We start from the raw sequence: 25,558 nt of genomic DNA, 5'->3' as shown, positions 1-25,558 counted from the left end.
CGCTGGCTCATTTACCGGTTTACCGAGCGAAGCGGCCCATGCAGCGTGCTTGACGCTGCCGTAAGGGAAACCCATCCTCACGGGCTCTATGCGAAGAGCGAAGATTGTCTGCACCCTCGGTCCCGCCAGCCAGAGCCAGGAGATGCTGGAAGCGCTCCTGGAGAACGGCATGGACGTGGCGCGCCTCAACTTCTCCCACGGCAGCCATGAGCAGCACGCGGAGAACATCGCGAAGCTGCGTGCCGCGTCGCTGAAGGTTCGCAAGGCGGTGGGCATCCTCGGCGACCTGCAAGGCCCCAAGATTCGCACCGGCCGGTTCGTCAAGGGCAGCACCGAGCTGAAGGAGGGTGGCACCTTCCACATCACCACGGACGAGTCGGTGCCGGGCACGGACGACATCGTCTCCACCACGTACCCCTTCCTGGCCGCGGACGTGAACCCGGGCGACCGCATCCTCCTGGATGACGGCCTGCTGGAGCTGAAGGTCCTGGAGACGGACAAGCAGAAGCTCATCCGCACCCAGGTCATCCACGGCGGCACGCTGAAGAACAACAAGGGCATCAACCTGCCCGGCGTGGCGGTGCGCGCCGAGGCGCTGACGCCGAAGGACCGCGAGGACCTGGTGTTTGGCATCAAGGCCGGCGTGGACTACATCGCGCTGTCCTTCGTGCGCCAGCCGTCCGACCTGGACACCGCGCGCCAGGCCATGGCGGAGGTCGGCCGCACGGTGCCCATCATCGCCAAGCTGGAGAAGCCGGAGGCCATCGCCCGGCTGGACGCCATCCTCGACAAGACGGACGGCGTCATGGTGGCGCGTGGCGACCTGGGCGTGGAGATTCCCCCCGAGGAAGTGCCGGCCGTCCAGAAGGACATCATCCGGCGCTCCAACCTGCGCGGCCTGCCCGTCATCGTGGCCACGCAGATGCTGAACTCGATGATCGACAACCCGCGCCCCACGCGCGCCGAGGCCAGCGACGTGGCCAACGCGGTGTTCGACGGCGCGGACGCGGTGATGCTCTCGGGCGAGACGGCGAGCGGCAAGTTCCCCATCGAGTCCGTGCAGATGATGGAGCGCATCATCCTGGCGGCCGAGTCCTCCGCGCGCACCACGCAGTCGCTGATGCGGCCGCTGGAGACGCCGCTGGGCCTGCCCAGCCACTTCCCGGACGTGATTGCGCGCGTGGCGTGCGAGGCGGCGAAGGCGAGCAACGCCTCGCTGATTGCCGCCTTCACCCTGTCGGGCGTGACGGCGCGCCTGCTGTCGCACTACCGGCCCACGGTGCCCATCGTCGCCTTCAGCCCCAACCAGGAGGTGCGCCGCCGGCTGGCGCTGCTGTGGGGCGTGGTGCCGCGCGTGCTGGAGCCCATCCAGGACACGGAGGCCATGGTGAAGCGCGTGGAGGAGGAGCTCCTGGCGCGCGGCCTGGGCCGCAAGGGCGACCGCATCGTCATCGTCTTCGGCGCACCGGTGGGGCAGCCGGGGAAGATCAACAGCCTCCGCCTGCACACCATCCAGGGCTGAGCTGCGGCGGGCTCCGGGGCTACTTGACGCCCTGGAGCACGCGCCGGGGGATATCGGCCTCGACGAAGACGGCATAGAGCGCCGCGTCCAGCTGCCCGGCGTCGGACTCGCGCTTGAGGATGTCGAGCGCGAGCGCATGGGGCACGGCCTTCTTGTAGGGCCGGTCGCTCGCGGTGAGCGCGTCATAGATGTCGCAGATGGACATCATCCGGGACTGCACGGGGATGTCCTTCTCGGCGCGGGGGTAGCCGGTGCCGTCCAGCTTCTCGTGGTGGGCGTAGGCAATCTCCGGCACGCGGCGCAGCGTGCGCGTCCACGGAATCTGGGACAGGAAGCGGTAGGTGTGCTCGACGTGGCTCTCGATTTCGCGGCGCTCCTCGGGAGAGAGGGTGCCGCGGGCGATGGAGAGCGACTGGATTTCGCCGGGCAGCAGCAGCGGCTGGGCCTGGCCGTGGGCGTCCACGAAGCGCAGCGCGCCCAGCTCGTGGAGGCGCTCGAAGTTGCCCTGCGCGAGCACCGTGGGGCGGTTGCAGGAGAGGATGAACGTCAGCACCTCGTCGAGCTGCTTCGACTCGCGGGCGAGCCGCTCCTCCTCCTCGGCCTCGATCTCCGCCAGGTTCGCCTGGCCGCGCACCTTCACGGCCTCCAGGCGGCGGCGGTAGCTCTGCAGCTGCAGGTCCTTGCGCGCGAGCTGGAAGCGGGCGCGCAGGCCCTCGAGCTCGTGGGGGTAGAGCTTCTCCGCCTTCACCAGCACCGGCTCGCGCACGCCCACCTTGCCGAAGTCGTGCAGCAGCGAGGCGTAGCGCAGCTCCTGAATCTCCCCGGCGGAGAAGCGCGTGTGGGCGTAGGGGCCGGTGGACAGGTGCTCGAGCGCCTGGGCCAGGGACACGGTGAGGTCGGCCACGCGGCCGGAGTGGCCGGCGGTGGTCGGGTCTCGGGACTCGATGGCGACGACGGAGGCGGAGACGAAGCCCTCGAAGAGGCGGTTGATGTCCTCGTGGAGGAGGGCGTTCTCGATGGCGCCCGCGGCCTGGGCGCCCAGGGCGAGCAGCAGCTCCTCGTCCTCGGCGTCGAAGCTGGCGCCGTTCAGCTTGTTGAGGGCCTGGATGACGCCCGTCACCTCGCCGCCGGCGTCGCGCATGGGGACGCAGAGGATGGTCTTCGTCTGGTAGCCGCTGGAGATGTCGAACGAGCGGTTGAAGCGGGCGTCGGCGTAGGCATCGGGGATGTTGATGACGGCGCCCGTCTGGGCCACCTGCCCCGCGATGCCGTTGCCCACCGGGAGGCGGATTTCATTCTTCGAGCCCTGGGCCACCTTGCTCCACAGCTCGTTGCGCTCGCGGTCCAGGATGAAGAGCGAACAGCGGTCCGCCTCCACCACCTTGCTGGCCTCGAAGAGGATGAGCGGCAGCAGCAGGTCGAGGTCGCGCTCGGCGCTCATCGCCTTCGCGACATCCAGGATGGACGTGAGCTTCGCCAGGCGGCGGTTCAGCTCGGGCTGTGGGGCGGGTTGAGCGAGCACCGGGCGGCTCCGTGAGAAGCGGCCAGCGGCCGCGAAGGGCTACAAAGTTCTAGCACGGGTACACCGGGCCCTGCCCCCGGGGGCCCACCTGGCAAGTCCCAGGCTGTCGGGTGGACGTCTGCGGGGTGCGTTCGGCCTTAGCCGCGGCGCGGGTTGCGGTTATGAAGCGCGCCATGAGCCGCCGCCCCGTTCGTATCTCTCCTTCGCTCCTGTCCTGTGACTTCGGCCGCTTGGCCGAGGAGGTCCGCGCCATCGAGGCCGCCGGCGCGGATTGGGTTCACGTGGATGTCATGGATGGCCGCTTTGTTCCGAACATCACGATTGGTCCCGTGGTGGTGGAGGCCATCAAGCGGGTGGCCACGAAGCCGCTGGACGTGCACCTGATGATCGTGGAGCCGGAGCGCTACGTGGACGCCTTCGTGAAGGCGGGTGCGGACGTGCTGACGGTGCACGTGGAGGCCAGTCCGCACCTGCACCGGACGCTCCAGCAGATTCGCAACGCGGGGGCGAAGCCGGCGGTGGTGTTGAACCCGGGCACGCCGCTGTCGGCCATCGAGGAGGTGCTGGGCGACGTGGACATGGTGCTGGTGATGAGTGTGAACCCGGGCTTCGGTGGGCAGGGCTTCATCGAGTCCACGGTGGACAAGGTGCGCCGGCTGCGCGGGATGCTGGACGCACGCGGGCTGAAGGACGTGGACATCGAGGTGGATGGCGGCATCAACGCCACCACGGCGAAGCGGGTGGTGGAGGCCGGGGCCACGGTGCTGGTGGCGGGCAGCTACGTCTTCGGCGCGAAGGACTACGCGGAGGCCATCCGCTCGCTGCGGCCCTGAGGGGGCCGCCTCTCAGGTCCGGGGGCGCGCCACGGAGGAGGCGAGCCGGGCGACGCGGGCCATGAAGGTGGGGTCGAAGGGCTTCACCTCGTAGTCGTCGGCGCCGAGCTCGAAGCAGACGTGGCGGGTGAACTGGTCCTCGACGGCGCTGAGGATGATGACCTTGCAGTCGCGGGTGCTGGGGTCCTGCTTGAGCTGGGCGAGCAGGTCCCTGCCGTCCTGGTGCTGGTTGATGTCGAGGATGATGACGGCCGGTCGGTGCTCGCGGGCGAGCTCCAGGACGCGCTCGGACGTGGTGTCCGAGATGCAGTTCAGCCCGGACCGCTTCCCCTCGCGGGCGAGGGCGGAGACGATGAGGGGCTCGTCATCGGAGATGAGGACGACGGGGGGCGGCGTCATGGCTTCGAGGTGCAACAATCCTGTGTCTACCTCGTCAAATGAAGCGAGGCGGGAAATTAACCGGGAGTACAGGAATTTCTTGGACTTGGGAAGCGGAGTCGATGCCCACCCGGGGAGCGCCTGCCCGGTGGGCCGCTCCCGGTGGGGTGGGGCGGAAGAAAAGATGATCCGAGGCCGTTGACTCAGCTGGGCGGCTCGGGTACTACCGCCCGCACTTCGCCGGTCCCGAGAAGGACCCGCCGGCGAGGGGACATATCGGGGAGTGGCTCAGCCTGGTAGAGCACTTGGTTCGGGACCAAGGGGTCGCAGGTTCAAATCCTGTCTCCCCGACCACCTAAGTAGTCAGAATTACTTGGTTACGGGCTGGAGATCTTCATGGTCTCCAGCCCGTCTCCATTTTGGGCCTCCGGCTTCGACCCCTCCAGCATCCGGATGGCCGCCGACTTGGCCGCCGGGCTCAGGTGCATGTAGCGCTGGGTGGTGGAGAGGTTCTGGTGCCCGGCCAGCTTCCTGGATGGCCTTCGCCGGGGCGCCCGCCATCGCCAGTCGGGAGCAGAAGGTGTGGCGGAGGATGTGGGCCCTCGCCGCCTGGGACGTGTACGAACGACTCGGCTCCCCAGAAGGAGAGCTCGCGATCGCCCAGGCGGTGCTGTATCTGGCAACCGCACCGAAGTCGATCGGAGTGTACCGAGGCTTCAACAGAGCCCACGCTGCGGCGAAACGCACCGGGTCGCTGATGCCGCCGGCGCACATCCTGAACGCCCCGACCCGGCTGATGAAGAACCTCGGCTACGGCAAGGGGTACCAATACGACCCCGACACCGACACCGGGTTCTCCGGCGCGAACTACTTCCCTGACGGAATGCCGCGGGAGACGTTCTACGAACCCACCACCGGCGGATACGAACGCACCATCACCGAACGCCTCCACCACTGGGCCGAACTCCGCGCCACCCTCGCCGCCGACAGAGACAGCGGCGGCTCCACCACTGCCCCCACCGACTGAGCTTCCAGAAAGTACTCACCCATGACCAACAGCACCCTCAGCACCGACCACGCCGTGCGCTCCTAGCTGGGCATCCCGTTCGCCACCGCCGGACGATTCCGCCGCCCCACCCTGCTCCCGTTCAACCCCGACCTGCCCTATGACCAGAAGGGTCCAGCCCCCTTGCAGGCCGGGAACACGAGCTGGCTGGAGGCTGACAACGGGTTCGGCGAAGACTGCCTGAACCTCAACGTCTGGGCACCCGAAGATGCCGGCGACGAACCCCTCCCTGTCGTTGTCTACGTCTTCGGCGGCGGATGGACGCTCGGCGCCAACACGCAGACCACCTCCAACGCATCCGGCCTCGCCGCGACCGGCCGCGTCATCGGCGTGTCCATCAACTACCGCCTCGGTCCCTTCGGATGGCGCTCCCTCTCCCAGTACGGCGGCAGGCTCGCCGAAGCGTCGAACCTCGGGCTGCAAGACATCACCACTGCCCTGCAATGGGTGCGCGAAAACATCGCCCGATTCGGCGGCGATCCGGGCAACGTCACCGGCCACAGCGCCGGCGCCTTCTCCGCACTCGCCCTGCTCGCCGCCCCCTCAGCCGACGGCCTCTACCACCACCTGGCAGCTTTCTCCGGCATGCCCTCTCGCCAGGTTCCCGCATGGGGCGCCGAAGAACGCGCCCACGCCGTTCTCACCGCCCTCGGCATCCAAGACGACCCCGAACAGCTCCTCACCGTCGACGCGCACGTCCTCGCCGAGACGATGAGCAAGACCCAGTCGCCCGATCCCGGCGCCGCCCACGGGGTCGACAACGACGTCATCGCTGTCGTCGGAGACCGGGACCAGCCCGGTAGCGTGCTCGCCGATCACCCCATGCGCGTGCTCGAGTCCGGACGCCACCGCGACGTCGACATCCTGTTCAGCAGCACCACCGGTGAGACCGACTGGTGGGTCGACCACCGGACAGAGGACTTCGACCCCGGAACCCTCGCTGACCTGATCGGCGAGTTCTCCCACCGCAACCGCATCCCTCGCAGCCGCGCCCGGAAGATCATCGCCACATTTGACACTGACGGGCGCAGCCCGATCCGGGTCCGCAGCGCCCTGCTCACCAACTACTCCTTCACACTGCCCCAGGTCCGCGGCGCGCTCGCGCACGCGGCCGCCGGAGGACGAGCACACCTGCTCGCCATCGGTCGCCTTCCGGGTGCACCCGCCGTGCACGGCACCGAGATGCACGGCATCGTCGGCCAGAAGCGCCCCGGCGCCAGCGACGAGATCCTCGCCCGCGACACCGCCGTTCGCCACGCGCTCCTCGCCCTCGCCACCGGCCACACCAACGAACTCTGGGAACCCGTCACCACCGAACCCACCACCAAGGGCCTCGGCGACATGCCCTACGACGCCACCACCCACGCCAAGAACATGCTCGAAACGTTCACAGGAATCGACCGCCCATAACCGGGGACGTTGTGAAACACCTACGTTGGGTTGCCGTGGCATTCTCCACGCGGCCAACCACCAGAGCACCGATCACGCCATCGTCGACCTGCACCAGGAACGGCCGTCGTTCTTCCCGTCGACCACGATCCTCTGGGCCTCCCCCGAGTGCACCAAGTGGTCGCAGGCCAACGGGTCGAAGCTCCCCGACATCGAGGAAGGCCTGTTCGAAGACCCGCTCTCCGACGAGGCGAAGACCCGCTCGCGCCTGCTCATGTTCGACGTGCTGCGCTTCATCGAGCACCACCGCTACCGGCTTGTCATCGTCGAGAACGTCGTCGACATCGCCATCAACGCCAAGTACCGCACCGCCTGGAAGTATAGGACGGATAGGAGCCCTGTTGAGGGCGTCTGGCTGGTGAAGAGGGGCCAAGAAGGGCCGCTGGAGGGTGACGCGCGGGCTGTGCGCCGGGCGGGAGCAGAGGCCGTGCCGCCCCTCGGGGCACATGCCGGCCCAAGCGGCCCAGCCAGGCGGCAGGCCGCAGGGGCGTGGGCTTCCAGGTGACTGTGGGTGCTTGGGGCTCAACACCACGCGCTCTGGGGTGGACCCTGTGCCGGGGCCAGCTTCGCAGGCCGCGAGGGCAATACCAGGTGCTCCAGAATGGCGCGCCCCCCACCGGGGGCCGTCAGGTATGCCAGCACCCTCCTGCGGCCTCCACACCGAGAGCAGGCGAAGACATCCAGCGCGAACGTCCGGCGCAGCAGTCCCGCCCAATCCAATCGCGGCGTGCGCTCCTTCGCCGACTCCACTGTCGCAGCCAGGGCCGGGCTCTCCTCCTCCAGCCCCGGCTCCGCCCCCGCTTGAGGGAGCCGCGGCGGAGAGCCTGGGGCCCGCGCTGCACTTCGCGCACTCGGACCTGGGCGGCATGGGCCTGTTCGAGGAGGCCAACTGGTTCGGTGTGCGCGCCGCGGAGCGCGTGCTGACGGAGCTGGGCCGGCGCGAGGCGAGCTGGCTGTAGTCGCCGGAGCGTCCCGATGCATGATACCTGACAGTCCTACCCGTCCCAGGGGCGGGGCGCTGGAGAAATGCTGAAGGGTTGACGCCCGCCGCGTCCCAGGTGTTGCGCCGCGGACCACTCCTGGCCCGGGCGACCCTGGAGGAATGCATGCGTCATCTCCTGCTGTCGGTAGCGTCTGTCTTCATTTCGGCCTGCATGTTGTCCCCTGTCGATGGGCAGGTCGTCTCCTCGACGACCGGGAGCATTGGCTTCGGGGGCTACACCCATCAGGCCTCTCAAGCCGTGGTGCTCCAGTACGCGGCGGGGAGCACGTGGATCAACGCGGGCTCGACGACCACCTCCGCGACGGTCAGCTACACCACGAGCGATGGGGTGGACCTCTACGCCTGGAACCTGCCCATGGTGCTCCCCGCTTCGGCGTGGACGCCGGGGACCACGGGCTCCTTCGCGAAGGTCCGGATGCGTGTTCCAGGCGCGGGGGCCAATGGCAGCGATGCGACCATGTACACCTTCCGCTCCGACTGGTCCTCCTGCTACGCGAGCAATCCCACGCTCGGCGGCTTCATCAACAACTGTCAGAGCCCCCGCAGCCCCCTCGCCTTCATCTACACGCGTGACTTCCCGTCGGGAGTCGACCTCGCCATCACCAGCATGGTGAGCACGTCGTCCGGGCACACCGAGGTGCGCATCCGGAACAACGGCCGTCCTGGCGTGCTCGACGTGGTGGGCTGCACGGGCTCTGTCGTGAGCGCGGTCCTCACCCTCGACGAGCCGATTCTACCTGGCGAGACGAGGACCATCCTCAGCTCCGTCCCGCCGGTTGGCTGGGTCACCTGCGAGGTCTTGGGGTACAACGAGGACGGCTCCGCCGAGGCCAACCGGAGCAACAATTACCTGACGCGGTTCTTCTGATGGAAGACGCGCCACCGCGGCGCTCTCGGCGTGCGGCGCTCCGGCTGCTCGTGCCCACCTGGGGGACAGGGGGCGTTTTCGGGCCGCGTGCATATCTCCCTCCACGAGGAGGTGGGCCACCCACGCGCCCGCGAGTCCTCGTGGAGGCCACGCCATGTCGCTCAAGGAATACCCGCCCGGGACGGCGTTCCCGGGCATCATCGGAAGGACGGACGAGGAGTCCTCTCCCGCATGGCCCGCGCCGCTGCGCGCGAAGCCCGGGGCGCCCAACGTCCTCTTCATCGTCCTGGATGACACCGGCTTCGGGCAGCTCGGTTGCTATGGCTCGCCCATCCGCACGCCTCACCTGGACCGGTTGGCGCAGGGGGGATTGCGCTACAACAACATGCACACCACCGCGCTCTGCTCGCCCACGCGCGCGTGCATCCTCACCGGCCGCAACCACCACTCCAACGGCATGGCCGCCATCAGGGAAGTCTCCGTGGGCTACCCGGGGCGTAACGGCTCCATCCCCTTCGAGAACGGCTTCCTGTCGGAGATGCTCGCCGGGCAGGGCTACAACACCTACTGCGTGGGCAAGTGGCACCTCACGCCCGCGGAGCAGACGAGCGCGGCCGGGCCCTACTCCCGCTGGCCGCTGGGGCGCGGCTTCGAGCGCTACTACGGCTTTCTCGGTGGAGACACGCACCAGTACTACCCGGACCTCGTGCACGACAATCATCAGGTCCGCCCACCGAGGACACCCGAGGAGGGCTACCACCTGACGGAGGACCTGGTGGACCGGGCCATCGGCTTCATCGCCGATACGAAGCAGGTGGCGCCCGACAAGCCCTTCTTCCTCTATTTCTGCACGGGCGCCATGCACGCGCCCCACCACGTCCCCAGGGAATGGGCGGACCGGTACCGGGGCCAGTTCGACGATGGCTGGGACGCCTACCGCGAGAAGGTCTTCCAGCGTCAGCTCGCCATGGGCATCGTGCCGCCGGGCAGCCAGCTCTCCCGGCATGACCCGGACGTTCAGGCTTGGGACAGCCTGTCTCCCGAGGAGCAGCGGCTCTACGCGCGGATGATGGAGGTGTTCGCGGGCTTCCTGGAGCACACGGACCACCACATCGGCAGGCTCCTCCAGTTCCTGGAGGAGAGCGGCGAGCTGGAGAACACGCTCGTCATGGTCATCTCCGACAACGGGGCCAGCGCGGAGGGCGGGCTGCATGGCTCCGTCAACGAGCTGAAGTTCTTCAACAACACGCAGGAGTCGCTGGAGCAGAACCTCGCGGCGATGGATGCGCTGGGCGGCCCGCGCTACTTCAAAAGTATAGGACGGATAGGAGCCCTGTTGAGGGCGTCTGGCTGGTGAAGAGGGGCCAAGAAGGGCCGCTGGAGGGTGACGCGCGGGCTGTGCGCCGGGCGGGAGCAGAGGCCGTGCCGCCCCTCGGGGCACATGCCGGCCCAAGCGGCCCAGCCAGGCGGCAGGCCGCAGGGGCGTGGGCTTCCAGGTGACTGTGGGTGCTTGGGGCTCAACACCACGCGCTCTGGGGTGGACCCTGTGCCGGGGCCAGCTTCGCAGGCCGCGAGGGCAATACCAGGTGCTCCAGAATGGCGCGCCCCCCACCGGGGGCCGTCAGGTATGCCAGCACCCTCCTGCGGCCTCCACACCGAGAGCAGGCGAAGACATCCAGCGCGAACGTCCGGCGCAGCAGTCCCGCCCAATCCAATCGCGGCGTGCGCTCCTTCGCCGACTCCACTGTCGCAGCCAGGGCCGGGCTCTCCTCCTCCAGCCCCGGCTCCGCCCCCGCTTGAGGGAGCCTCCATGCGGACCGTGAGCTGGCGCCGACGAGGCGCAGGCTGTGAGGAAGGCCAGAAGTGCAACGCACGCAAGCGAACGCATGGACACCGCCTCTCCGAGCGCACGAGGAGGAAAGCAGGCGCGAACGACAAGCTATCAACGCCCAGAGGCTCAAGGCCCGGGAGCGCGCTCCATGGCTTGCCGCCGCAGCTCATTCAGCGAAGCCATGTCCGGCACGAGCCGCTGAACCTGCTCCATGACCGACTCGACGGCGTGAAGCAACGCTCCAACGCGTCCTCCCCGGAATGCCCCCGCCGCATACTCAGGCCACTCGTTCCAGCGCGTGTAGAGCGACACGGGCCATTCCGCCAACAACACTTCCGCAAAGTAGGGTTCGCCCGGGCGAGCACCGCGAAAGTGAGGTGAAGCGCCCGCGCGGCTGATGAGCTTCTCGGAGAGGGGCGGACCACAACGGAGGAACCACCCTGGCCCCTCGAGCAACAACAAGCCCTGGTCCATCCACACGACCTCCCGCACACGGTCAAAGTAGCCACGAGCAAACCGGATGCGGTGCTCCCAGGTGGCGAGGCAATCCTGGTGCAATGGCGCATCACCAAATGCCCACAGTGGGTCTGACGGGGGAAACGTGCTCCCCGACGTGGCGATGAATGGGCGGCTCTGAGCCAGCTCGTTGCAGATGGGACAACGGCTCTGGGGAAGGATGATCGCCATGCGGACGGAAGGTAGCACCGGGACGCGCGGTCAGGCCCAGGGCCCCTGGAACAACTCCCCGAAGCGCAAGGCCAGCTCCATGCGCCGCGTGAGCAACGCCCCCCACGCGGTGGCCTCCGACGTCCAGGTGGCCACCGTCAGGCCCTGCGCCTCGAACACCGCCAGCGCGTCATTGCTCATGCTCAAGGTCTTCAGCAGCCGTACATAGTCCAGCAGCGTGCGCAGCCGCGCCTCCGGGAAGCACACCTCCATGTCGAGCGGCTGCACCGGCCCAACCGGGTTGAGCAGCACCACAACGACCCGGGGCGGAGCCGCCTCCACGTCGAGCCTGGGCGGCGAGGCCTCCACCTGCTGCGCCATCAACTCCCGCTGGCGTTCCAGGTCGCGCTGACGAGACGCCTCCACTACGCGCCGCATCTCCTCCTCCCGTGCCTGCTCCTCCCGCTGCCGCTTCCGCTCCAGGTGCTCCCGAATCAGCCGGGCATCCACCTCGATGTCCTCCAGGAAGTCGCGCGAGTAGCTCCGCTCGGTCGACACCTGCGACGCGGCGAGGACACGCTCCCGGAAGCCGGGGAACCAGGACAGGAAGCGCTCCGCGTCTGCGTCCAGCACGCCAACCGCCCTCCGCACGGCGCCCGACAGCACCGCTGCCACCGATGACACCGCGTACGAGGTGGTCCGCGGCCATCCCTCCACCCGCGCCTCCACCGCCGACCACACAGGTGGAAGGCGACGGGACAGGTCCTTCGGTGGGGACTCGCGGACCAGCGCCTCCACGCGCGCCGGGAACTGCTCCGGGAAGTATAGGACGGATAGGAGCCCTGTTGAGGGCGTCTGGCTGGTGAAGAGGGGCCAAGAAGGGCCGCTGGAGGGTGACGCGCGGGCTGTGCGCCGGGCGGGAGCAGAGGCCGTGCCGCCCCTCGGGGCACATGCCGGCCCAAGCGGCCCAGCCAGGCGGCAGGCCGCAGGGGCGTGGGCTTCCAGGTCACTGTGGGTGCTTGGGGCTCAACACCACGCGCTCTGGGGCGGACCCTGTGCCGGGGCCAGCTTCGCAGGCCGCGAGGGCAATACCAGGTGCTCCAGAATGGCGCGCCCCCCACCGGGGGCCGTCAGGTATGCCAGCACCCTCCTGCGGCCTCCACACCGAGAGCAGGCGAAGACATCCAGCGCGAACGTCCGGCGCAGCAGTCCCGCCCAATCCAATCGCGGCGTGCGCTCCTTCGCCGACTCCACTGTCGCAGCCAGGGCCGGGTTCTCCTCCTCCAGCCCCGGCTCCGCCCCCGCTTGAGGGAGCAGAAATGGCCGCACTTTCGCGCCTGGAGCGAAGATGCCGTGGAACCTTGTGAGGTTTGTCCGAGGCGGAGGCACCAGCGACGCCAGACGACGGAGGAGCTCCAGCCCGGTGAAGAAGAGGCGCGTGGTGCCGTCGGGCAGCGGATGCTTCATCCGGTACGCGAGGCGGCCATCCTCCATCCGCGACAGTCGCTCCAGCGCCAGCGGGCCACGCGCCCCATAGCGGCACAGCCGCTCCAGCCCCTGCCTGTCGTTGGCATGGAGGTGCGTATTGGCATGCAGGGAGAAGCCTTCTAGGAAGGCGCACCGGGGCTGCTTTCGGGGAGGGGGCCGCACGTCCACCTCCGTCCAGCGCAGCCGCTGCTGCAGGGAGTGCGCCTGGTACGCCTGCCGCGCGTCCTCAGGCCCTTGCGCGGGCAGGGCCCCACTTTTCTCCAGCAGGCGCAGCACTCGGTGACGCACCACCCTCAGCAACCGCTCCACCTGTGCTTGCGTGGGTGGCGGCAACGCCTCGAAGCGCACGCCGTCCTCCCCCGGCACGAAGACGCCGTCCGGCACCAGCGAGTGGAAGTGCGGCGTCACCTGCAAGGCCGAGCCGAAGAACTGGATGAAAGAGACGGCCCCGACCTGCCCATGACGGATGCCCTGCCTCCGCGCTCGCCGACGTTGTAGCGCTGGTGATGCAGTGCCCCGCGGTGAGCACCAGGTCGTCATCGATGAGCGTGCCCGAGCAGATGGCCGGCGTCGGGTCGTTCAGGAAGCGCTGTGTGGAGCAGAGGTTGTAGGCGCTCTGCAGCGTGGGTGCGGTGAAGGTGACGTTGTTGGGGTTTGTGGTGTTGATGGCGGACGGCGGCATCAGCGCCACGGTGGACTGTTCCGCGCGCGCGCGAAGTGTCGGGCGCGCCGTGTATGCGTAGACATCCGTCCGATTGGCGGTGCCGTAGACGACTTCTTGCTCCTGCGCTCCCCGCTCCGGAGGCAGCTCGTCCACGGAATCCATCTCGGAAGCCGGGCCACAGGCCGCGACGGAGAGGCTGCACAGCAACGCGCCGAAGAGGCTCCGTCGCAGGGGGATACGGGTGACTCGCATGAAACGACCACTCCTGATGAGGGCCCGCCGAAAAGGTCGGACTGTCTCACTCTAAATCCGCCCTTGACGTCACCTCATGCGATTCCATTACAATCAAAATGGCGTAACGGATGCATCAAGATGTCATTGTTTGACTTCAACGTCCATGCGCCTCTGCGACGATCGCGTTGCTGCGCGCCCCTGAGGCCTTGGCGGCAAGTACAGGACGGAGGTCTCCCATCCCGCGTATGAGGCGAACCTCTTCGTCGTTCCCTCATCCCAGCTCGCCCCGCTGGTGAGCGAGGTGCCGGGGACGCAGGTCTCAGAGCTCGTACATCGTGCCCTCGGCATCGACTGCGGCCACGCCCGTGCCCGGAGACCGCGCCAGCCCGGCGATGTCGTGGCGCAGGCCGGGGTCACGCACGCGCAATCGCACGCGCGAGGTATCTCTCGACAAGGCGAAGCCCCAGAGTCCGAAGATCCACCGGTCGTACAGGGAGTCTCCCCACCGCACCAGCACCACGAAGGAGGACACCGCGACGATGAAGGCGACAGTCCGAAGCGGGTCGGGTTGCCCCGCCGGAGACCACGGACCGGGCAGGACGTAGAGCATCGCGAGCGCCGGGAGCGTGAACGCCGCTCGGAAGAGCCACTTTCGCCGAGACCGGCAGCTCCCACAGGCCGGCGCCCGCAGCGTGCGGCTGACACCCCAGGAGACCAGGACGAAGTCCCATCCGGAGCTCGCCGAGAACTCCACGGTGGTGGTGGCCTCGCGGCCACAGCCGACACACGTTCCCGCGGGGAAGCGCAACGCGGTCACGAGCATCTCGAGCACATTCGAGCCACGGGTCGGCCCTCGGATGACCTCTGTCTCGCGCGACGCAGAGAGGAAGTCCAAGATGGTTGTTCCCTCTCCCACGGAGGGAATCCAGGTCCACGCACCATCGTCAAAGATGATGGCCACCGTCCCTGCGAACAGGGGTTTCAGCCGCGAGAAGGAAGAGAGCGGACGCTGCAAGCGCAGTCTGCCGCGCCGATAGACCCGGATGCCCGTGGGGTCCATTTCGATGCGTCGTCGGCCTACCACTGCGATTACCGCCGAACTGCCCAGAATGCAGTACGCGAACACTCCGAACACATCGAGGTCCACATCGAAAACATGCGCGACGATGAGGGCAATGAGCGCCACCAGGTCGAGCACCAGCATCGCGGCCCAGCTCTGGAGGTCATGGTAGACGACGACAGGTGCGTCGGTGGTACCGGGTTTCATTTGGCTTGGTTCAGGTCTGTTCATCTGCCTCGGACCTGTTTCTCTGCTCGAATTGGGAGAGGACGTCCTTCAGGACGCTTTCGAAGTAGCTGCCTGAGGGTGGCTGGGAATCGCGAATGGCGAGGAGCAGTGGATGGAAGCTCGGGTCGCCGAGAGCGGCGGCTGCCTCAAGGGCGTACACCATGACCTCCTCGCCACGAAGCGCCGCGCGTACGGGGTCGGCAGCGCGTGGGGCCTTGCGGTGCGCGAGGCCCACCAGGGCTTCCCCGAAGATTTCAGGGTCCTCGTCGTCGAGCCGCGCTGCGAGCGCATCACGCAGCTCGGGGGTGTCGACCTCCTCCATCAGCGAGCCCAGGCCAAAGGTCGCGTAGTCCCGAACGTCGCGGTCCTCGTCGGACGAAAGCCGGATGAGCGCATCAACAGCTTCCGGTGCAGACAGGACAGCCAGTCCATGCGCCGCGCCATAGCGCGCCTCATCAGAAGGATGCATTGCCAGGGTGATGAGTTCTGAAAGGGCACGCGGCTCCCCCAGGTGTCCCAGCGCGACGCCGATGGACATCAGGACTGCGGGCTCCTGCTCCCGCCGAAGCTGGCCCATCAGCGCGTCGCCACATTCCGCCGGGAAGGCCGGAGTCTTTCCCCCGAGCTGGCCAAGAATGGCTGCGCCGCGCCCTCGCGCCTTCGCGGAAGTTTCGCCAAGAAGATGGATGGCCGCGTCCAGCACGTCACGCGTCCCTCGGCGACGCAGCGCCCAGATTGCGTCCCAGGCGCGCTCATCCTCCTCATCACCTTCAAGTGAAGCTTGGATGAGCGCTTCGGTGCTCTTCCCTTTACCCTCTTCGTGATGACTCATCGTGCCCCTCCCTGTGTCCGCCGCGAGCGTCGGCTGCCTGTGCGCCGCGAAGGGTACACCGCTCCATCCGTTCCCAGAATCCGGCCCCTGCGGCATGGATGCTCATGGCGCGCGGCACGCTGTGCGCAAGGTGGGAGACATACAGCTGTGACCTCACGAGCATGGTGAGCGCGCTGAGGGGCCCCGTTGCGGGCAGGGAAGGCGTACGACGCTCGCGGTTGGCAGTGCGCCCTGCCTGGGGACCTCTGAGCTTGCCCGTAGGGCGGCTTCCGCCGGCTTCACTCGACGCGTCCCGCTCAGCCGTGGGTCAGCCGAGCAACTCCTTCATCTTCCGCTCGATGGCGCTGGGCTGCCGGCCCAGGATCTTCGCGATGCCGTCCGAGTTGAGCTTGCGGCGCGCGAGTTCGGCAACCATCGCCTCCTCTTCGTCGGTCCACGGCTCATATGCTCGCGGATGGGTGCGCCGGGCTTCGATCATCTCCGGCTTCAAGTCCGTCTTCTTGATTCCGAAGTGTTGGATCAAGTCGGTCTGCTTGCCCCGAGAGCTTGCAGCCTGCGGGGCCTCGGGCTCTGACGCCCGTGTGCTCCCTCCCGGGAAGGAGACTGCGCTGGAATGCTCGCGGATGGCCCTTACCTGCTCGACGAACTTTTCGAAAAGGCCCGGTGAGTCGCTCTCCTTGATACGAAGCGCGCACTCCCAGCTGTTGAGCGCCGAGGTCTCCAGCAGGTTCATCGACGTCAGCACGGCCTGCTTCTCGCTCATGTAGAGCTTTGCGTGCAGCCGGTCCAGGCTCAGCACCCGCGCCCCCTCGTCGGCGAAGGGCTGAAGGTAAGGCGCAGTCTTCTGTATCTCGTCGGCCCGGATGATCAGCGTGACGGGGATTCGCGCCTTCAGCCGGGTGCGAATCGCAGTCTGCAAGTGATTCCAAGGCTTGAAGTAGGGGGTGACCAGGATGAGCTCCCGGTCCGCCTCCTTGATGAGGTCCTGAACCGCCGTCGAAATCTGGTCATGCGGAATGAACGTCGGATTCTCGCTGGAACGGCCGAAGAACATGGACACTCCATACCAGCGAAACCACGCATGGGCACGGAGTCATCAGCTACCACGGGAGGGTTGTATAGCACCCACCCCAAGGCCGCGTACGTGCAAGAGGCTCGCATGAAGGCGGTCATGCAGCCGTGGGGAGGCGCAGCCTATCGGGTGCCTGAGTTGTTACGCGGTTCGCGCGGTCTGTGGCAGAACGCGATGTAGCGCAGCCGAGGATGAGTCTCTCTCCGCGCAAATTCCACCTTGGGACTGGGGGCAGCGCCGGGCCGCAGTTTAGCGTGCCCACGTCAGTACACGCGTTCGCCCTACAACCCCTGGTGTGGACTGAATAGCAGGGGCCTACGCTATACTTTCGTGCGGGAGGTTCGCATGAAGCCTTGCCCATGCGGGGGGAGCAATGAGGCCTGTTACTTCTGCGGAGGAAAGGGGGTATTTGCCGAGCCGCCACAGCCCGCGCCGGAACCCGTTCGGAGGCCTCAAAAGACGGGAAAGGCGAAGCGACAGGGCAGTGTCGCCACCCGTTCCCAGGCTCCGACGGACGCGGGCTCGTTGGCGCGCAAGCCTTTCGAAGGTCCCAAGATTCAGTGCCCAGGTTGTCGCGCACTGATGACGAAGAAAGCCTTTACCTCTCACCTCAAGGCATGTCCGAGAACCTTTCTCTATGAAAAATGTCGCTGGTGCTCCGAACGATTGCTTCGTTCAAGGCTTGATGATCATGCGCGACGTTGTTTGAAGCGGCCTGTTTCAAATCGACCAGCCAATCCTCAGAGAACTCTTCCATCTCAAGCCCAGAAGCAGCGACCACGACGGTGTCCAAAGTGTGGCGCTCCCGTCAGCAAGAAGAGGATGAGCAAGCACTTGTTCAAAGTGCACGGGGCGCTCCCAGCCGAGACGCGTCCCGCCCGTGTAGCTCCGAGTAAAGTTCGCGCGGGGCGCCGGGTCGTGTTCGGGCGCACGCTTCCTCTGAAGAACAAAGCCGAACGTACTCCACAGAGTTCGGGCGTAAATGAGGAGCAACGCCCGAACGCCTCCGGGGCTCGCCGGGATGTGTTCGATCTGCCATCCCGGCTGCTTGTCTACGGGGGCGCGTTCGACTCGAGCAGACGGCGTCACTGACCAGTCCAATCCGGGGACTGTCCAATCCGGTAAACGTCGCGGTTGTTTCCCAACCCCTCTCACCGAGCCGCTCTGCAGCCTCCATCGCGGGCCGGATTTCGCGTCGCTTTACGGAAGGCTTCTGGCCGCACGCACCCGAAGCCGAATACAAGGCGGGCTTCTTGGCGTATGCCAGAGGCGTCGTCGGACAGTGCGGCCACCTTGACACCGCGACGGGCTGCTTTGTCGCGGACGCTTACGTCGGACAGGGGCGCTGCGAGCGCTCAACCGTCGTAGCCTAGGCTGGGCTCTCCTCCTTAATCCCAGCTCTGCCCCCGCTTGAGGGAGCAGCAGTCCCGACCAGCGACGGGCCAGTTCGGCGCTCCTGCAATCGCTCGGAGCGCCAGTCGTAGGGGCCTTTGACGCAAGGAGGAACCAATGGACCGTGTGCAGCAGAAGCCCCGTTCGAAGCGGTGGGTGGGATATGTGGTGGATCTCACCTTCCTGGCCATCATCCTGGTGGGCCGGGGCAGCTTCGCGGACCACTACCATGTGCCCTCGGGCTCCATGGAGCCGACGCTCCAGGTGGGAGACCGGCTCGCGGTGGACAAGCGCGCCTACGGTCTGCGCATCCCGCTCACACACGTCTGGCTCAGTGAGACGGCCCCGCGTCGCGGAGACGTCACCGTCTTCGAGTCACCGGTCAGCGGAGACGTCCTGGTCAAGCGACTGGTGGGCCTCCCTGGAGACCGGGTCGCGTTCGACGGAGTACACGTCATCCTCAACGGGCAGCGCGTACCGCAGGACCTCACACCCGAGGGGACACGCGTCGAATACCTCCCAGGTGCGCCACACCTGCTGCATCCCGCTTCGTTTCAGGGGCGCCCCATGCAGGAGGTCGAGGTGCCACCACGGCACTACCTGATGCTCGGAGACCACCGGGGCAACTCCTCCGACAGCCGCATGTGGGGCTTCGTGCCTCGCGAATACCTGCTCGGCCGCGCGGTGGCGGTCTCCTACAGCCCTCGCGAGGGCCTCTCCTGGGGTGAACGCTGGTGGATCCCACTCCGCGCCGATGACAACGCGGAAGGCCCCACCCCTCCTTGATGCGGAGCCAGAGCGGTCAATCCTTCCGTGGTGGCCCGGGGCCTCGCGCTCTTTCCGACGCGTTGGTTCCGCCCTGCTTGCCGGAGCCGACGCGGAGCTCAGGTCACCGGGGTTGGGCGGGGATGCGATCCTGGAGTTCGGGACGTGGGAAGGTGCGGAATTCGTCAGCCCATTTCCCCGCGGACGGCACGATGGCGAACCGCGGTAGTTCGTCGTAGTTGAAATCGAACGTGAAGTTGCCATCGGCAGTCATGGTCAGTGTGGCCGTGTACCAGGCGTGTCCGTTTTCGTGGAGCGCCGCCATTCGGGTACGGAGCTCGCGGAATGCGTCGCTGACTTCGTCAGCCACGACGAAGGAGCGTTGCTGTCCGTCAACGAGGCGATACAGGCCGGACTCCTCTTGGAAGAGGGTGATGGCCAGGAATGAATAAGTCGCCTGTACCCAGCCGCCGTCTGGCCGTTCATCGTAGACGCCATGGGCGATGGCCTGATGGAGTTGCTGTATCTCGGGCATCATGCCCGGGTTGTATCACACGAGACTGGTGCGACAGCATGCGAGACGCCAGCAGTCATCATCCTGCGGCTGCATCCGCTTTCGCCAGAACAACAGTCAATACTGGGTATTCAGGTGGGCGTGCTTTGCTCGCCCTAAGGTCCATGTCTGACTTTCGGCTCCTTGCCTTTGCTTGGAGCAGAGGGCTCTTCCTGGTTGCGTTGTCCTCAAGGTCCACGTGGACGCGCTTCAGGTCCTCTGGACGTTGAACGCCACACGAAAGCCTTTTGCGCTGTGCCGAAGGTTGCGCGGCGGCCTTCGGCGTCAGTTCGCGTGTCAGGGCTGCGTGCCTTCGGCGCCCCCGCGCAGTCGCCGCGTGAAGAACGCGAGGATTTCATCCCGGGCCGCCAGGGTGGGTTCCCCCGCGGCGTCGATGAGATGGGCTGTTACGACGCTGTGAGGGCAGCCGACAACCTCCGCGAAGAAGGGCGGCGGGGAGGGGTTCGCGGCGGAAGACGGCAGGACTCGTTGGACGAAGCGGTTGCCCAGCGCTTCCGCATAGGCCTTGAACCGCTGCGCCGTGAAGTATAGGACGTATAGGAGCCCTGTTGAGGGCGTCTGGCTGGTGAAGAGGGGCCAAGAAGGGCCGCTGGAGGGTGACGCGCGGGCTGTGCGCCGGGCCGGAGCAGAGGCCGTGCCGTGCCTCGGGGCACATGCCGGCCCAAGCGGCCCAGCCAGGCGGCAGGCCGCAGGGGCGTGGGCTTCCAGGTCACTGTGGGTGCTTGGGGCTCAACACCACGCGCTCTGGGGTGGACCCTGTGCCGGGGCCAGCTTCGCAGGCCGCGAGGGCAATACCAGGTGCTCCAGAATGGCGCGCCCCCCACCGGGGGCCGTCAGGTATGCCAGCACCCTCCTGCGGCCTCCACACCGAGAGCAGGCGAAGACATCCAGCGCGAACGTCCGGCGCAGCAGTCCCGCCCAATCCAATCGCGGCGTGCGCTCCTTCGCCGACTCCACTGTCGCAGCCAGGGCCGGGCTCTCCTCCTCCAGCCCCGGCTCCGCCCCCGCTTGAGGGAGCAGAAATGGCCGCACTTTCGCGCCTGGAGCGAAGATGCCGTGGAACCTTGTGAGGTTTGTCCGAGGCGGAGGCACCAGCGACGCCAGACGACGGAGGAGCTCCAGCCCGGTGAAGAAGAGGCGCGTGGTGCCGTCGGGCAGCGGATGCTTCATCCGGTACGCGAGGCGGCCAGCCTCCATCCGCGACAGTCGCTCCAGCGCCAGCGGGCCACGCGCCCCATAGCGGCACAGCCGCTCCAGCCCCTGCCTGTCGTTGGCATGGAGGTGCGTATTGGCATGCAGGGAGAAGCCTTCCAGGAAGGCGCACCGGGGCTGCTTTCGGGGAGGGGGCCGCACGTCCACCTCCGTCCAGCGCAGCCGCTGCTGCAGGGAGTGCGCCTGGTACGCCTGCCGCGCGTCCTCAGGCCCTTGCGCGGGCAGGGCCCCTCTTTTCTCCAGCAGGCGCAGCACTCGGTGACGCACCACCCTCAGCAACCGCTCCACCTCTGCTTGCGTGGGTGGCGGCAACGCCTCGAAGCGCACGCCGTCCTCCCCCGGCACGAAGACGCCGTCCGGCACCAGCGAGTGGAAGTGCGGCGTCACCTGCAAGGCCGAGCCGAAGAACTGGATGAAAGAGACGGCCCCGACCTGCCCATGACGGATGCCCTGCCTCCGCGCTCGCCGACGTTGTAGGGCGAACACCGCGCGCAGGAAGACGGTGAGGACGTCCGAGAGCAATCTTACGTCCTTGAGCAGCACTCACCGCACCCGATGCGGAAAGGACAGCGTCCACTGCCGGTAGGGCACGCACGGCAGCACCTGCTCCACCAGGTGCACCGCCGTCACATGCGCCCGCTTCGCGTTGCAGGAGGGGCACACCCCTCGCCCCTTGCACGAGAAGGCGACGAGAAGCTCGTCCTTGCACCTCTCGCAGCGCACCCGCGCGAAGCCGTGCGCCAGCACCCCGCACTCCAGGTACCTGGCGAAGTCTCGCTCCACATACCGGGGCAGGCCTCTCCCCACCTCGTTCGCCTCCGCTAGCAGCGTGGCGAGGTTGTCCCTCTCCGCCTCGTACAGCACCGCCCCCTCCGACTGCCTCCGCCGGTACTCCCACCCGCGCTCCTCCACCTGCTCCTTCCCTGCCACACCTCACCAGGGCTTACGCTACGGAGGGGCTCCCACGGGCTTCCGTGGAGCCCCTGGCTGCTCGGGTGGTTCGAGGCGCGACCAGGACAGCGCGTCAGGAGGGGCGAACCCTGGACCGCTTCCCCGGCCTTGGTTCGGGACCAGGTGGCGGCAGCTTCCAGTCCCTCACGCCTCGCCCATAGAGGGGCTCAGTGAGCCCCTGGCTTCGTCTCCAAAATGTCTCCAAGACTGGAGGGGACTCGGGTGACAGGTGGGACTGCCGAGGACTCACCTGTGGGCTCGAAGTGCCTGGATTCACTCACGATTCAGCAAAAGGCGTGTGCCGTCGCGGGTTTGGGGCACCCCGTGTCCACGGGTTCAAATCCTGTCTCCCCGACCATTCAAAGGGCGCGGAATCCTTGGAGAAATCCTCGGGTCCGCGCCCTTCGTTTTTCTGATGTCGAGGAGACCCGTAACAAACGAGCGGCAAGCGGCGGGGGCTCACCTCCGACGGGCGTTCGGGGCTGGCCTTCATTGTTCGTGCGGGGTGCGGGGCTTGAACTTCTGCACCCTGGCGGCCAAGGAAGACTTCCTCTCGGATGTGCTGCTGCTCCCTGCCGAGGAGCGCGCCGAGGTTGCCCACAAGCTCTTACTCAGCTTGGAGCACGGGGCTGAGGACCCGGAGGCCCAGTCCGAGTGGTCCGCGGAACTGGAGCGCCGGGCTCGTGAAGTGCTCAATGGGAGCGTGAAGACGGTACCCTGGGAGCAGGTCGAGGAGCGCATCAGTAACCGGCTCGGCCAGCGGCGATGAAGGTCCACCTCGAGTTCCACCCCGACGCTGGCCGTGAAGTTGGCAGTTGTGTGCCGCAGATCGTGGAAGCGCAGGCGGGTGAGGGAGTGCCCCCGTGGCCAGAGCTTCATGCCGCAGCGGGGGCAGGGCTCGGGCATCCCGTGACGCTTCCTCTCCTTGTAGCCGCAGCCCTTGCGCCTCATCACCGCCGTCGCCCTCGAAGTCACCGGCGTCTGGGATGATCGCCGCTACCTCGCCATGTCCCTGCCGCTGCATGACGCCGCCAAGGAGCTTCCCTCCCCCGACCCTCCTCCCGACCAACTCCACACGATTCGGGACTTGACCGGCATCGAGCCCCTGGATGCCCGGAGCTACGTGCTCACCACGGGTGGCGACAGCCTGGAGGCGATGGTCGCGCAAATCGTCCTCGCGGACGTCGGCTTCGAGCTCCTGGCGCCGGGGGCGCTGGCCCCCGGCATCCGTCGAATCGGGGCGAGGCTGGTGCGAGGGGCTCCTGAAGGGGCGCGCCGTCCCCTCACCCCACGTCGAGCACCGACAGCTCGAGCGCGCGCAGGCTCGCGGGCTCGGCCACCACGTCGATGCGGGAAATCCTCCCGTCCTTGAGCGTGAAGCGCAGTGTGTGGCTGAGCCGTCCTCCCGGCGCCACGATGAGCCCCACCTCTCCGTTGACGAGCGCTGGCCGGGCGGCGACGGCGCCGCGCGACACCTTGAGCACCAGCGGGCCGGCGGTCCGCGCACCGCGAATCTCCGCTGGTGCGCCCGGGGCGAGGGCGGCACGGTCCCCCCGCAGCACCACCTCCGGGTCCAGCACCGCGAGCAGCGCGTCCAGGTCTCCCGCGCGCAGGGCCATGAGGAACGCGTTGACGGCGCTTCGCTGGCGCGTGAGCTCGGACTCGGGAAGTGTGGCTGCGCCCTGCACGCGGCGCCGCGCGCGGCTCGCGAGCTGCCGCGCCGCGGCCGGCTCGCGCCCCACGATGGCCGCAACCTCCTCGAAGGGGACGGAGAACAAATCATGCAACACGAAGGCGATGCGCTCGGCGGGCGACAGCGTGTCGAGCACCACCAGCAGTGCGAGCCCGACCTGGTCCGCGAGCAGCGCCTCCTGCTCCGGGGTCGCCGCGCCGCCCTCGCGGTTCACCAGCGGCTCCGGCACGCCCACGCCTTGCGGCTCCTCGCGCCGGGCCTCGCGGGCGCGCAGCAGGTCCAGGCACACGCGGGCCACCACCGTGGTGAGCCAGCCGCCGAGGTTGTCGATGTCCCCGGTGTCGGCGCGGCTCAGCCGGAACCAGGCCTCCTGGACGGCGTCCTCCGCCTCGGCCAGCGAGCCGAGCATGCGGTAGGCCACCCCGCGAAGATGGGCCCGATGCGCCTCGAATCGCCCCGCCAGCCCGTCATTTTCGTGCATCGGTCACATCTCCTTTTCGGGATTCGTCATGCCTTTGAAAACCCGATGAACCCCGAAGGAGCTGGCCATGCAAGCACGAATGAAGAACCCGGCGATGGTGCACCCCGACGTCCTGCAGCCGCTGATGGCGGTGGCGAAGGCCCTGAAGCAGGGCAGTGTCCCCGAGCGCACGCTCGAGCTCGTCCACCTGCGCGCCAGTCAAATCAACGGCTGCGCCTTCTGCGTGGACATGGGGGTGCGCGAGGCCCGCAAGGGGGGCGAGACGGATGACCGCCTCCACGCGGTGGCGGTGTGGCGGGAGTCGCCGCTCTTCAACGACGCCGAGCGCGCGGCGCTGGCGTTCGCCGAGGCAGCCACCCGGCTCAGCGACCGCTCGGACCCGGTGCCCGACGACGTCTGGAACGCGGCCGCGCGGCACTACGAGGAGCCCGCGCTCGCGCAGCTCGTCCTGTTCGTCGCGATGACGAACATGTGGAACCGCATCAACGTCCCCGTCCGGCAGGTGCCCGGCGCAGGCTGGTGACGGAAGACGCTGGACTCACAGCCCCTGCCGCGGCCCGCGGGGGTGACGGAAAGTATAGGACGGAGAGGGGCCCTGTTGAGGGCGGCGGGCTGGTGAAGGGGGGCCAAGAAGGGCCGCTGGAGGGAGACACGCGGGCTCCGCATTTCAGGTACTTGGCGAAGTCCCGCTCCACGTACCGGGGCAGGCCGCGTCCCAGCTCACCTGCCTCCGCCAGCAGCGTGGCGAGGTTGTCCCTCTCCGCCTCGTACAGCACCGCCCCCTCCGACTGCCTCCGCCGGTACTCCCACCCGCGCTCCTCCACCTGCTCCTTCCCTGCCACACCTCACCAGGGCTTACGCTACGGAGGGGCTCCCACGGGCTCCCGTGGAGCCCCTGGCTGCTCGGGTGGTTCGAGGCGCGACCAGGACAGGGCGTCAGAAGGGGCGAACCCTGGACCGCTTCCCCGGCCTTGGTTCGGGACCAAGGGGTCGCAGGTTCAAATCCTGTCTCCCCGACCATAAAAGGCCCAGGAGTTTCGCGGACTTTCGCGAGGACTCCTGGGCCTTTCTCTTTTCCTCCGTCACCCTCCAGCAGCAAACCAGCAGCAAGCGGCGGGGGTGCGTCCCCAGCGGCAAGCTCCGGCGCCTCGGCGGGCGGATCCGCCTGGAAGGCGAGCTGGTTGATGCCCCGGCGCATGTCCTCCACGTCCAGGTGGCCGTAGACCTCGGTGGTGATGGCCGGGTCGGAGTGCCGGAGGAGGCGCTGCACGGTGGCCAGGGGGACAGCCACCTTGAGCAGGTGGGCGGAACAGTAGTTCCGAAGGGGGGGCCATGTCTCAATCAGGGCATTGACCCCACCGTGGGGCTTTGCCTGGGAACTGATGATTGGGGCAGAGGGTTACGGTGCGCTGTTGCCCCCCTGTGGGCGCAGCCGGCAGTCGTTGGCCACCCCCCTTTACCAGCCGCCCCGGCCGGGGCGGGTGCCTCCAATCGTGGGGGAGGATGAGGCTGCGACGCTGCCAACGCCGGCTGGGGGCCCTCATTGCCATGGGGCCGTCCTGCGGCGGCCCTCGCGTGGGTCGCCGCGCGGCCCTGCTCGCACAGCCGCTCTAGCGCACAGGCTCGGCCTCCTGAGGCGGGCAAGGGGGGCCTCTCTCGTATGTACGCGCAGGCTTGTGGACCCAGGCCGCACGTTGCCCGTGCAGCTGTGGACTTTTTTGTCTGCGCGAGCGCGTACCCATTCTGGTTTGCTTTCACTCTGGCTGCGGCAGCC

22 protein-coding genes, 1 tRNA gene and 2 pseudogenes are annotated in these 25,558 nt (G+C 67.7%); 12 read left to right on the top strand and 13 right to left on the bottom strand.

Annotated features, from left to right (window positions below; genetic code table 11):
* The first annotated feature begins 88 nt into the window (after positions 1 to 88).
* Complete coding sequence (pyk, locus tag VZL07_RS08185; protein WP_426754793.1) at positions 89 to 1,522, top strand: pyruvate kinase; 1,434 nt, start codon at positions 89 to 91, stop codon at positions 1,520 to 1,522.
* Between the two features lie 19 nt (positions 1,523 to 1,541).
* Here pyk and VZL07_RS08180 read toward each other — a convergent pair whose 3' ends face one another.
* Positions 1,542 to 3,044 carry a GAF and HD-GYP domain-containing protein gene (locus VZL07_RS08180; RefSeq protein WP_426754792.1) on the bottom strand — a complete coding sequence of 501 codons (1,503 nt, stop codon included), beginning with the start codon at positions 3,042 to 3,044 and terminating at the stop codon, positions 1,542 to 1,544.
* A 173-nt stretch (positions 3,045 to 3,217) separates the two neighbouring features.
* On the opposite strand from VZL07_RS08180, the gene rpe reads away from it, so the two are divergent.
* Complete coding sequence (gene rpe / locus VZL07_RS08175; RefSeq protein WP_426754791.1) at positions 3,218 to 3,877, top strand: ribulose-phosphate 3-epimerase; 660 nt, start codon at positions 3,218 to 3,220, stop codon at positions 3,875 to 3,877.
* Positions 3,878 to 3,889: 12 nt separating this feature from the next.
* Here rpe and VZL07_RS08170 read toward each other — a convergent pair whose 3' ends face one another.
* A complete protein-coding gene (locus VZL07_RS08170) occupies positions 3,890 to 4,276 on the bottom strand; it encodes a response regulator (RefSeq protein WP_426754790.1) in 387 nt (128 codons plus the stop codon).
* 256 nt (positions 4,277 to 4,532) lie between these two features.
* Between VZL07_RS08170 and VZL07_RS08165 the strand changes: the two genes are divergently transcribed.
* The 7 genes and pseudogenes from VZL07_RS08165 (at position 4,533) to VZL07_RS08135 (ending at position 9,998) form a co-directional block, all read left to right on the top strand.
* Positions 4,533 to 4,609: transfer RNA gene (locus VZL07_RS08165), tRNA-Pro, on the top strand.
* Between the two features lie 238 nt (positions 4,610 to 4,847).
* Positions 4,848 to 5,282: a hypothetical protein gene (locus VZL07_RS08160; RefSeq protein WP_426754789.1), complete on the top strand. Its 435-nt coding sequence runs from the start codon at positions 4,848 to 4,850 to the stop codon at positions 5,280 to 5,282.
* 66 nt (positions 5,283 to 5,348) lie between these two features.
* Positions 5,349 to 6,731, top strand: a complete 1,383-nt coding sequence (locus VZL07_RS08155; protein WP_426757260.1) for a carboxylesterase family protein — start codon at positions 5,349 to 5,351, stop codon at positions 6,729 to 6,731.
* A 25-nt stretch (positions 6,732 to 6,756) separates the two neighbouring features.
* Positions 6,757 to 7,275, top strand: a complete 519-nt coding sequence (locus VZL07_RS08150; protein WP_426754788.1) for a hypothetical protein — start codon at positions 6,757 to 6,759, stop codon at positions 7,273 to 7,275.
* 304 nt (positions 7,276 to 7,579) lie between these two features.
* Positions 7,580 to 7,729 (top strand): annotated as a pseudogene (locus VZL07_RS08145) (twin-arginine translocation pathway signal); the annotation flags it as partial.
* A gap of 147 nt (positions 7,730 to 7,876) precedes the next feature.
* A complete protein-coding gene (locus VZL07_RS08140) occupies positions 7,877 to 8,641 on the top strand; it encodes a hypothetical protein (protein ID WP_426754787.1) in 765 nt (254 codons plus the stop codon).
* A gap of 154 nt (positions 8,642 to 8,795) precedes the next feature.
* Entirely contained in the window at positions 8,796 to 9,998 is a 1,203-nt protein-coding gene (locus tag VZL07_RS08135) for an arylsulfatase (RefSeq protein ID WP_426754786.1), read from the top strand.
* 1,191 nt (positions 9,999 to 11,189) lie between these two features.
* On the opposite strand, the gene VZL07_RS08130 is transcribed toward VZL07_RS08135, so the two are convergent.
* From VZL07_RS08130 to VZL07_RS08100, 7 genes and pseudogenes are all read right to left on the bottom strand, one after another.
* On the bottom strand, positions 11,190 to 11,936 hold the full coding sequence (locus VZL07_RS08130; protein ID WP_426754785.1) for a hypothetical protein: 747 nt from the start codon (positions 11,934 to 11,936) through the stop codon (positions 11,190 to 11,192).
* Positions 11,937 to 12,164: 228 nt separating this feature from the next.
* Positions 12,165 to 13,034 carry a transposase gene (locus tag VZL07_RS08125; protein WP_426754784.1) on the bottom strand — a complete coding sequence of 290 codons (870 nt, stop codon included), beginning with the start codon at positions 13,032 to 13,034 and terminating at the stop codon, positions 12,165 to 12,167.
* Between the two features lie 79 nt (positions 13,035 to 13,113).
* A pseudogene (locus tag VZL07_RS08120) lies at positions 13,114 to 13,542 on the bottom strand (trypsin-like serine protease); the annotation flags it as partial.
* A 301-nt stretch (positions 13,543 to 13,843) separates the two neighbouring features.
* A complete protein-coding gene (locus VZL07_RS08115) occupies positions 13,844 to 14,791 on the bottom strand; it encodes a hypothetical protein (protein ID WP_426754783.1) in 948 nt (315 codons plus the stop codon).
* Positions 14,792 to 14,801: 10 nt separating this feature from the next.
* Entirely contained in the window at positions 14,802 to 15,644 is an 843-nt protein-coding gene (locus VZL07_RS08110; protein ID WP_426754782.1) for a HEAT repeat domain-containing protein, read from the bottom strand.
* 307 nt (positions 15,645 to 15,951) lie between these two features.
* Positions 15,952 to 16,698, bottom strand: a complete 747-nt coding sequence (locus tag VZL07_RS08105; protein ID WP_426754781.1) for a phospholipase D-like domain-containing protein — start codon at positions 16,696 to 16,698, stop codon at positions 15,952 to 15,954.
* 628 nt (positions 16,699 to 17,326) lie between these two features.
* Positions 17,327 to 17,497: a hypothetical protein gene (locus VZL07_RS08100; protein WP_426754780.1), complete on the bottom strand. Its 171-nt coding sequence runs from the start codon at positions 17,495 to 17,497 to the stop codon at positions 17,327 to 17,329.
* Positions 17,498 to 18,225: 728 nt separating this feature from the next.
* Here VZL07_RS08100 and lepB point away from each other — a divergent pair.
* A complete protein-coding gene (lepB, locus tag VZL07_RS08095; RefSeq protein WP_426754779.1) occupies positions 18,226 to 18,894 on the top strand; it encodes a signal peptidase I in 669 nt (222 codons plus the stop codon).
* 103 nt (positions 18,895 to 18,997) lie between these two features.
* On the opposite strand, the gene VZL07_RS08090 is transcribed toward lepB, so the two are convergent.
* From VZL07_RS08090 to VZL07_RS08080, 3 genes are all read right to left on the bottom strand, one after another.
* A complete protein-coding gene (locus VZL07_RS08090; RefSeq protein WP_426754778.1) occupies positions 18,998 to 19,411 on the bottom strand; it encodes an immunity protein YezG family protein in 414 nt (137 codons plus the stop codon).
* 765 nt (positions 19,412 to 20,176) lie between these two features.
* Positions 20,177 to 21,181, bottom strand: coding sequence for a transposase (locus VZL07_RS08085; RefSeq protein ID WP_426754777.1), 1,005 nt, complete (start codon positions 21,179 to 21,181; stop codon positions 20,177 to 20,179).
* Positions 21,182 to 21,202: 21 nt separating this feature from the next.
* Positions 21,203 to 21,589 carry a transposase zinc-binding domain-containing protein gene (locus tag VZL07_RS08080; RefSeq protein ID WP_426754776.1) on the bottom strand — a complete coding sequence of 129 codons (387 nt, stop codon included), beginning with the start codon at positions 21,587 to 21,589 and terminating at the stop codon, positions 21,203 to 21,205.
* A gap of 535 nt (positions 21,590 to 22,124) precedes the next feature.
* On the opposite strand from VZL07_RS08080, the gene VZL07_RS08075 reads away from it, so the two are divergent.
* Positions 22,125 to 22,379, top strand: coding sequence for an addiction module protein (locus VZL07_RS08075; RefSeq protein WP_426754775.1), 255 nt, complete (start codon positions 22,125 to 22,127; stop codon positions 22,377 to 22,379).
* A gap of 514 nt (positions 22,380 to 22,893) precedes the next feature.
* On the opposite strand, the gene VZL07_RS08070 is transcribed toward VZL07_RS08075, so the two are convergent.
* Positions 22,894 to 23,784 carry a sigma-70 family RNA polymerase sigma factor gene (locus tag VZL07_RS08070; protein WP_426754774.1) on the bottom strand — a complete coding sequence of 297 codons (891 nt, stop codon included), beginning with the start codon at positions 23,782 to 23,784 and terminating at the stop codon, positions 22,894 to 22,896.
* Positions 23,785 to 23,851: 67 nt separating this feature from the next.
* Between VZL07_RS08070 and VZL07_RS08065 the strand changes: the two genes are divergently transcribed.
* Entirely contained in the window at positions 23,852 to 24,307 is a 456-nt protein-coding gene (locus VZL07_RS08065) for a carboxymuconolactone decarboxylase family protein (protein ID WP_426754773.1), read from the top strand.
* Positions 24,308 to 25,558 lie beyond the last annotated feature (1,251 nt).

It is taken from the genome of Pseudomyxococcus flavus (assembly GCF_050038885.1).
GTDB classification, from domain to species: domain Bacteria; phylum Myxococcota; class Myxococcia; order Myxococcales; family Myxococcaceae; genus Myxococcus; species Myxococcus flavus.
The sequence above is the reverse complement of the archived record's forward strand: the minus strand, read 5'-3'. Positions and strand labels throughout refer to the sequence as shown.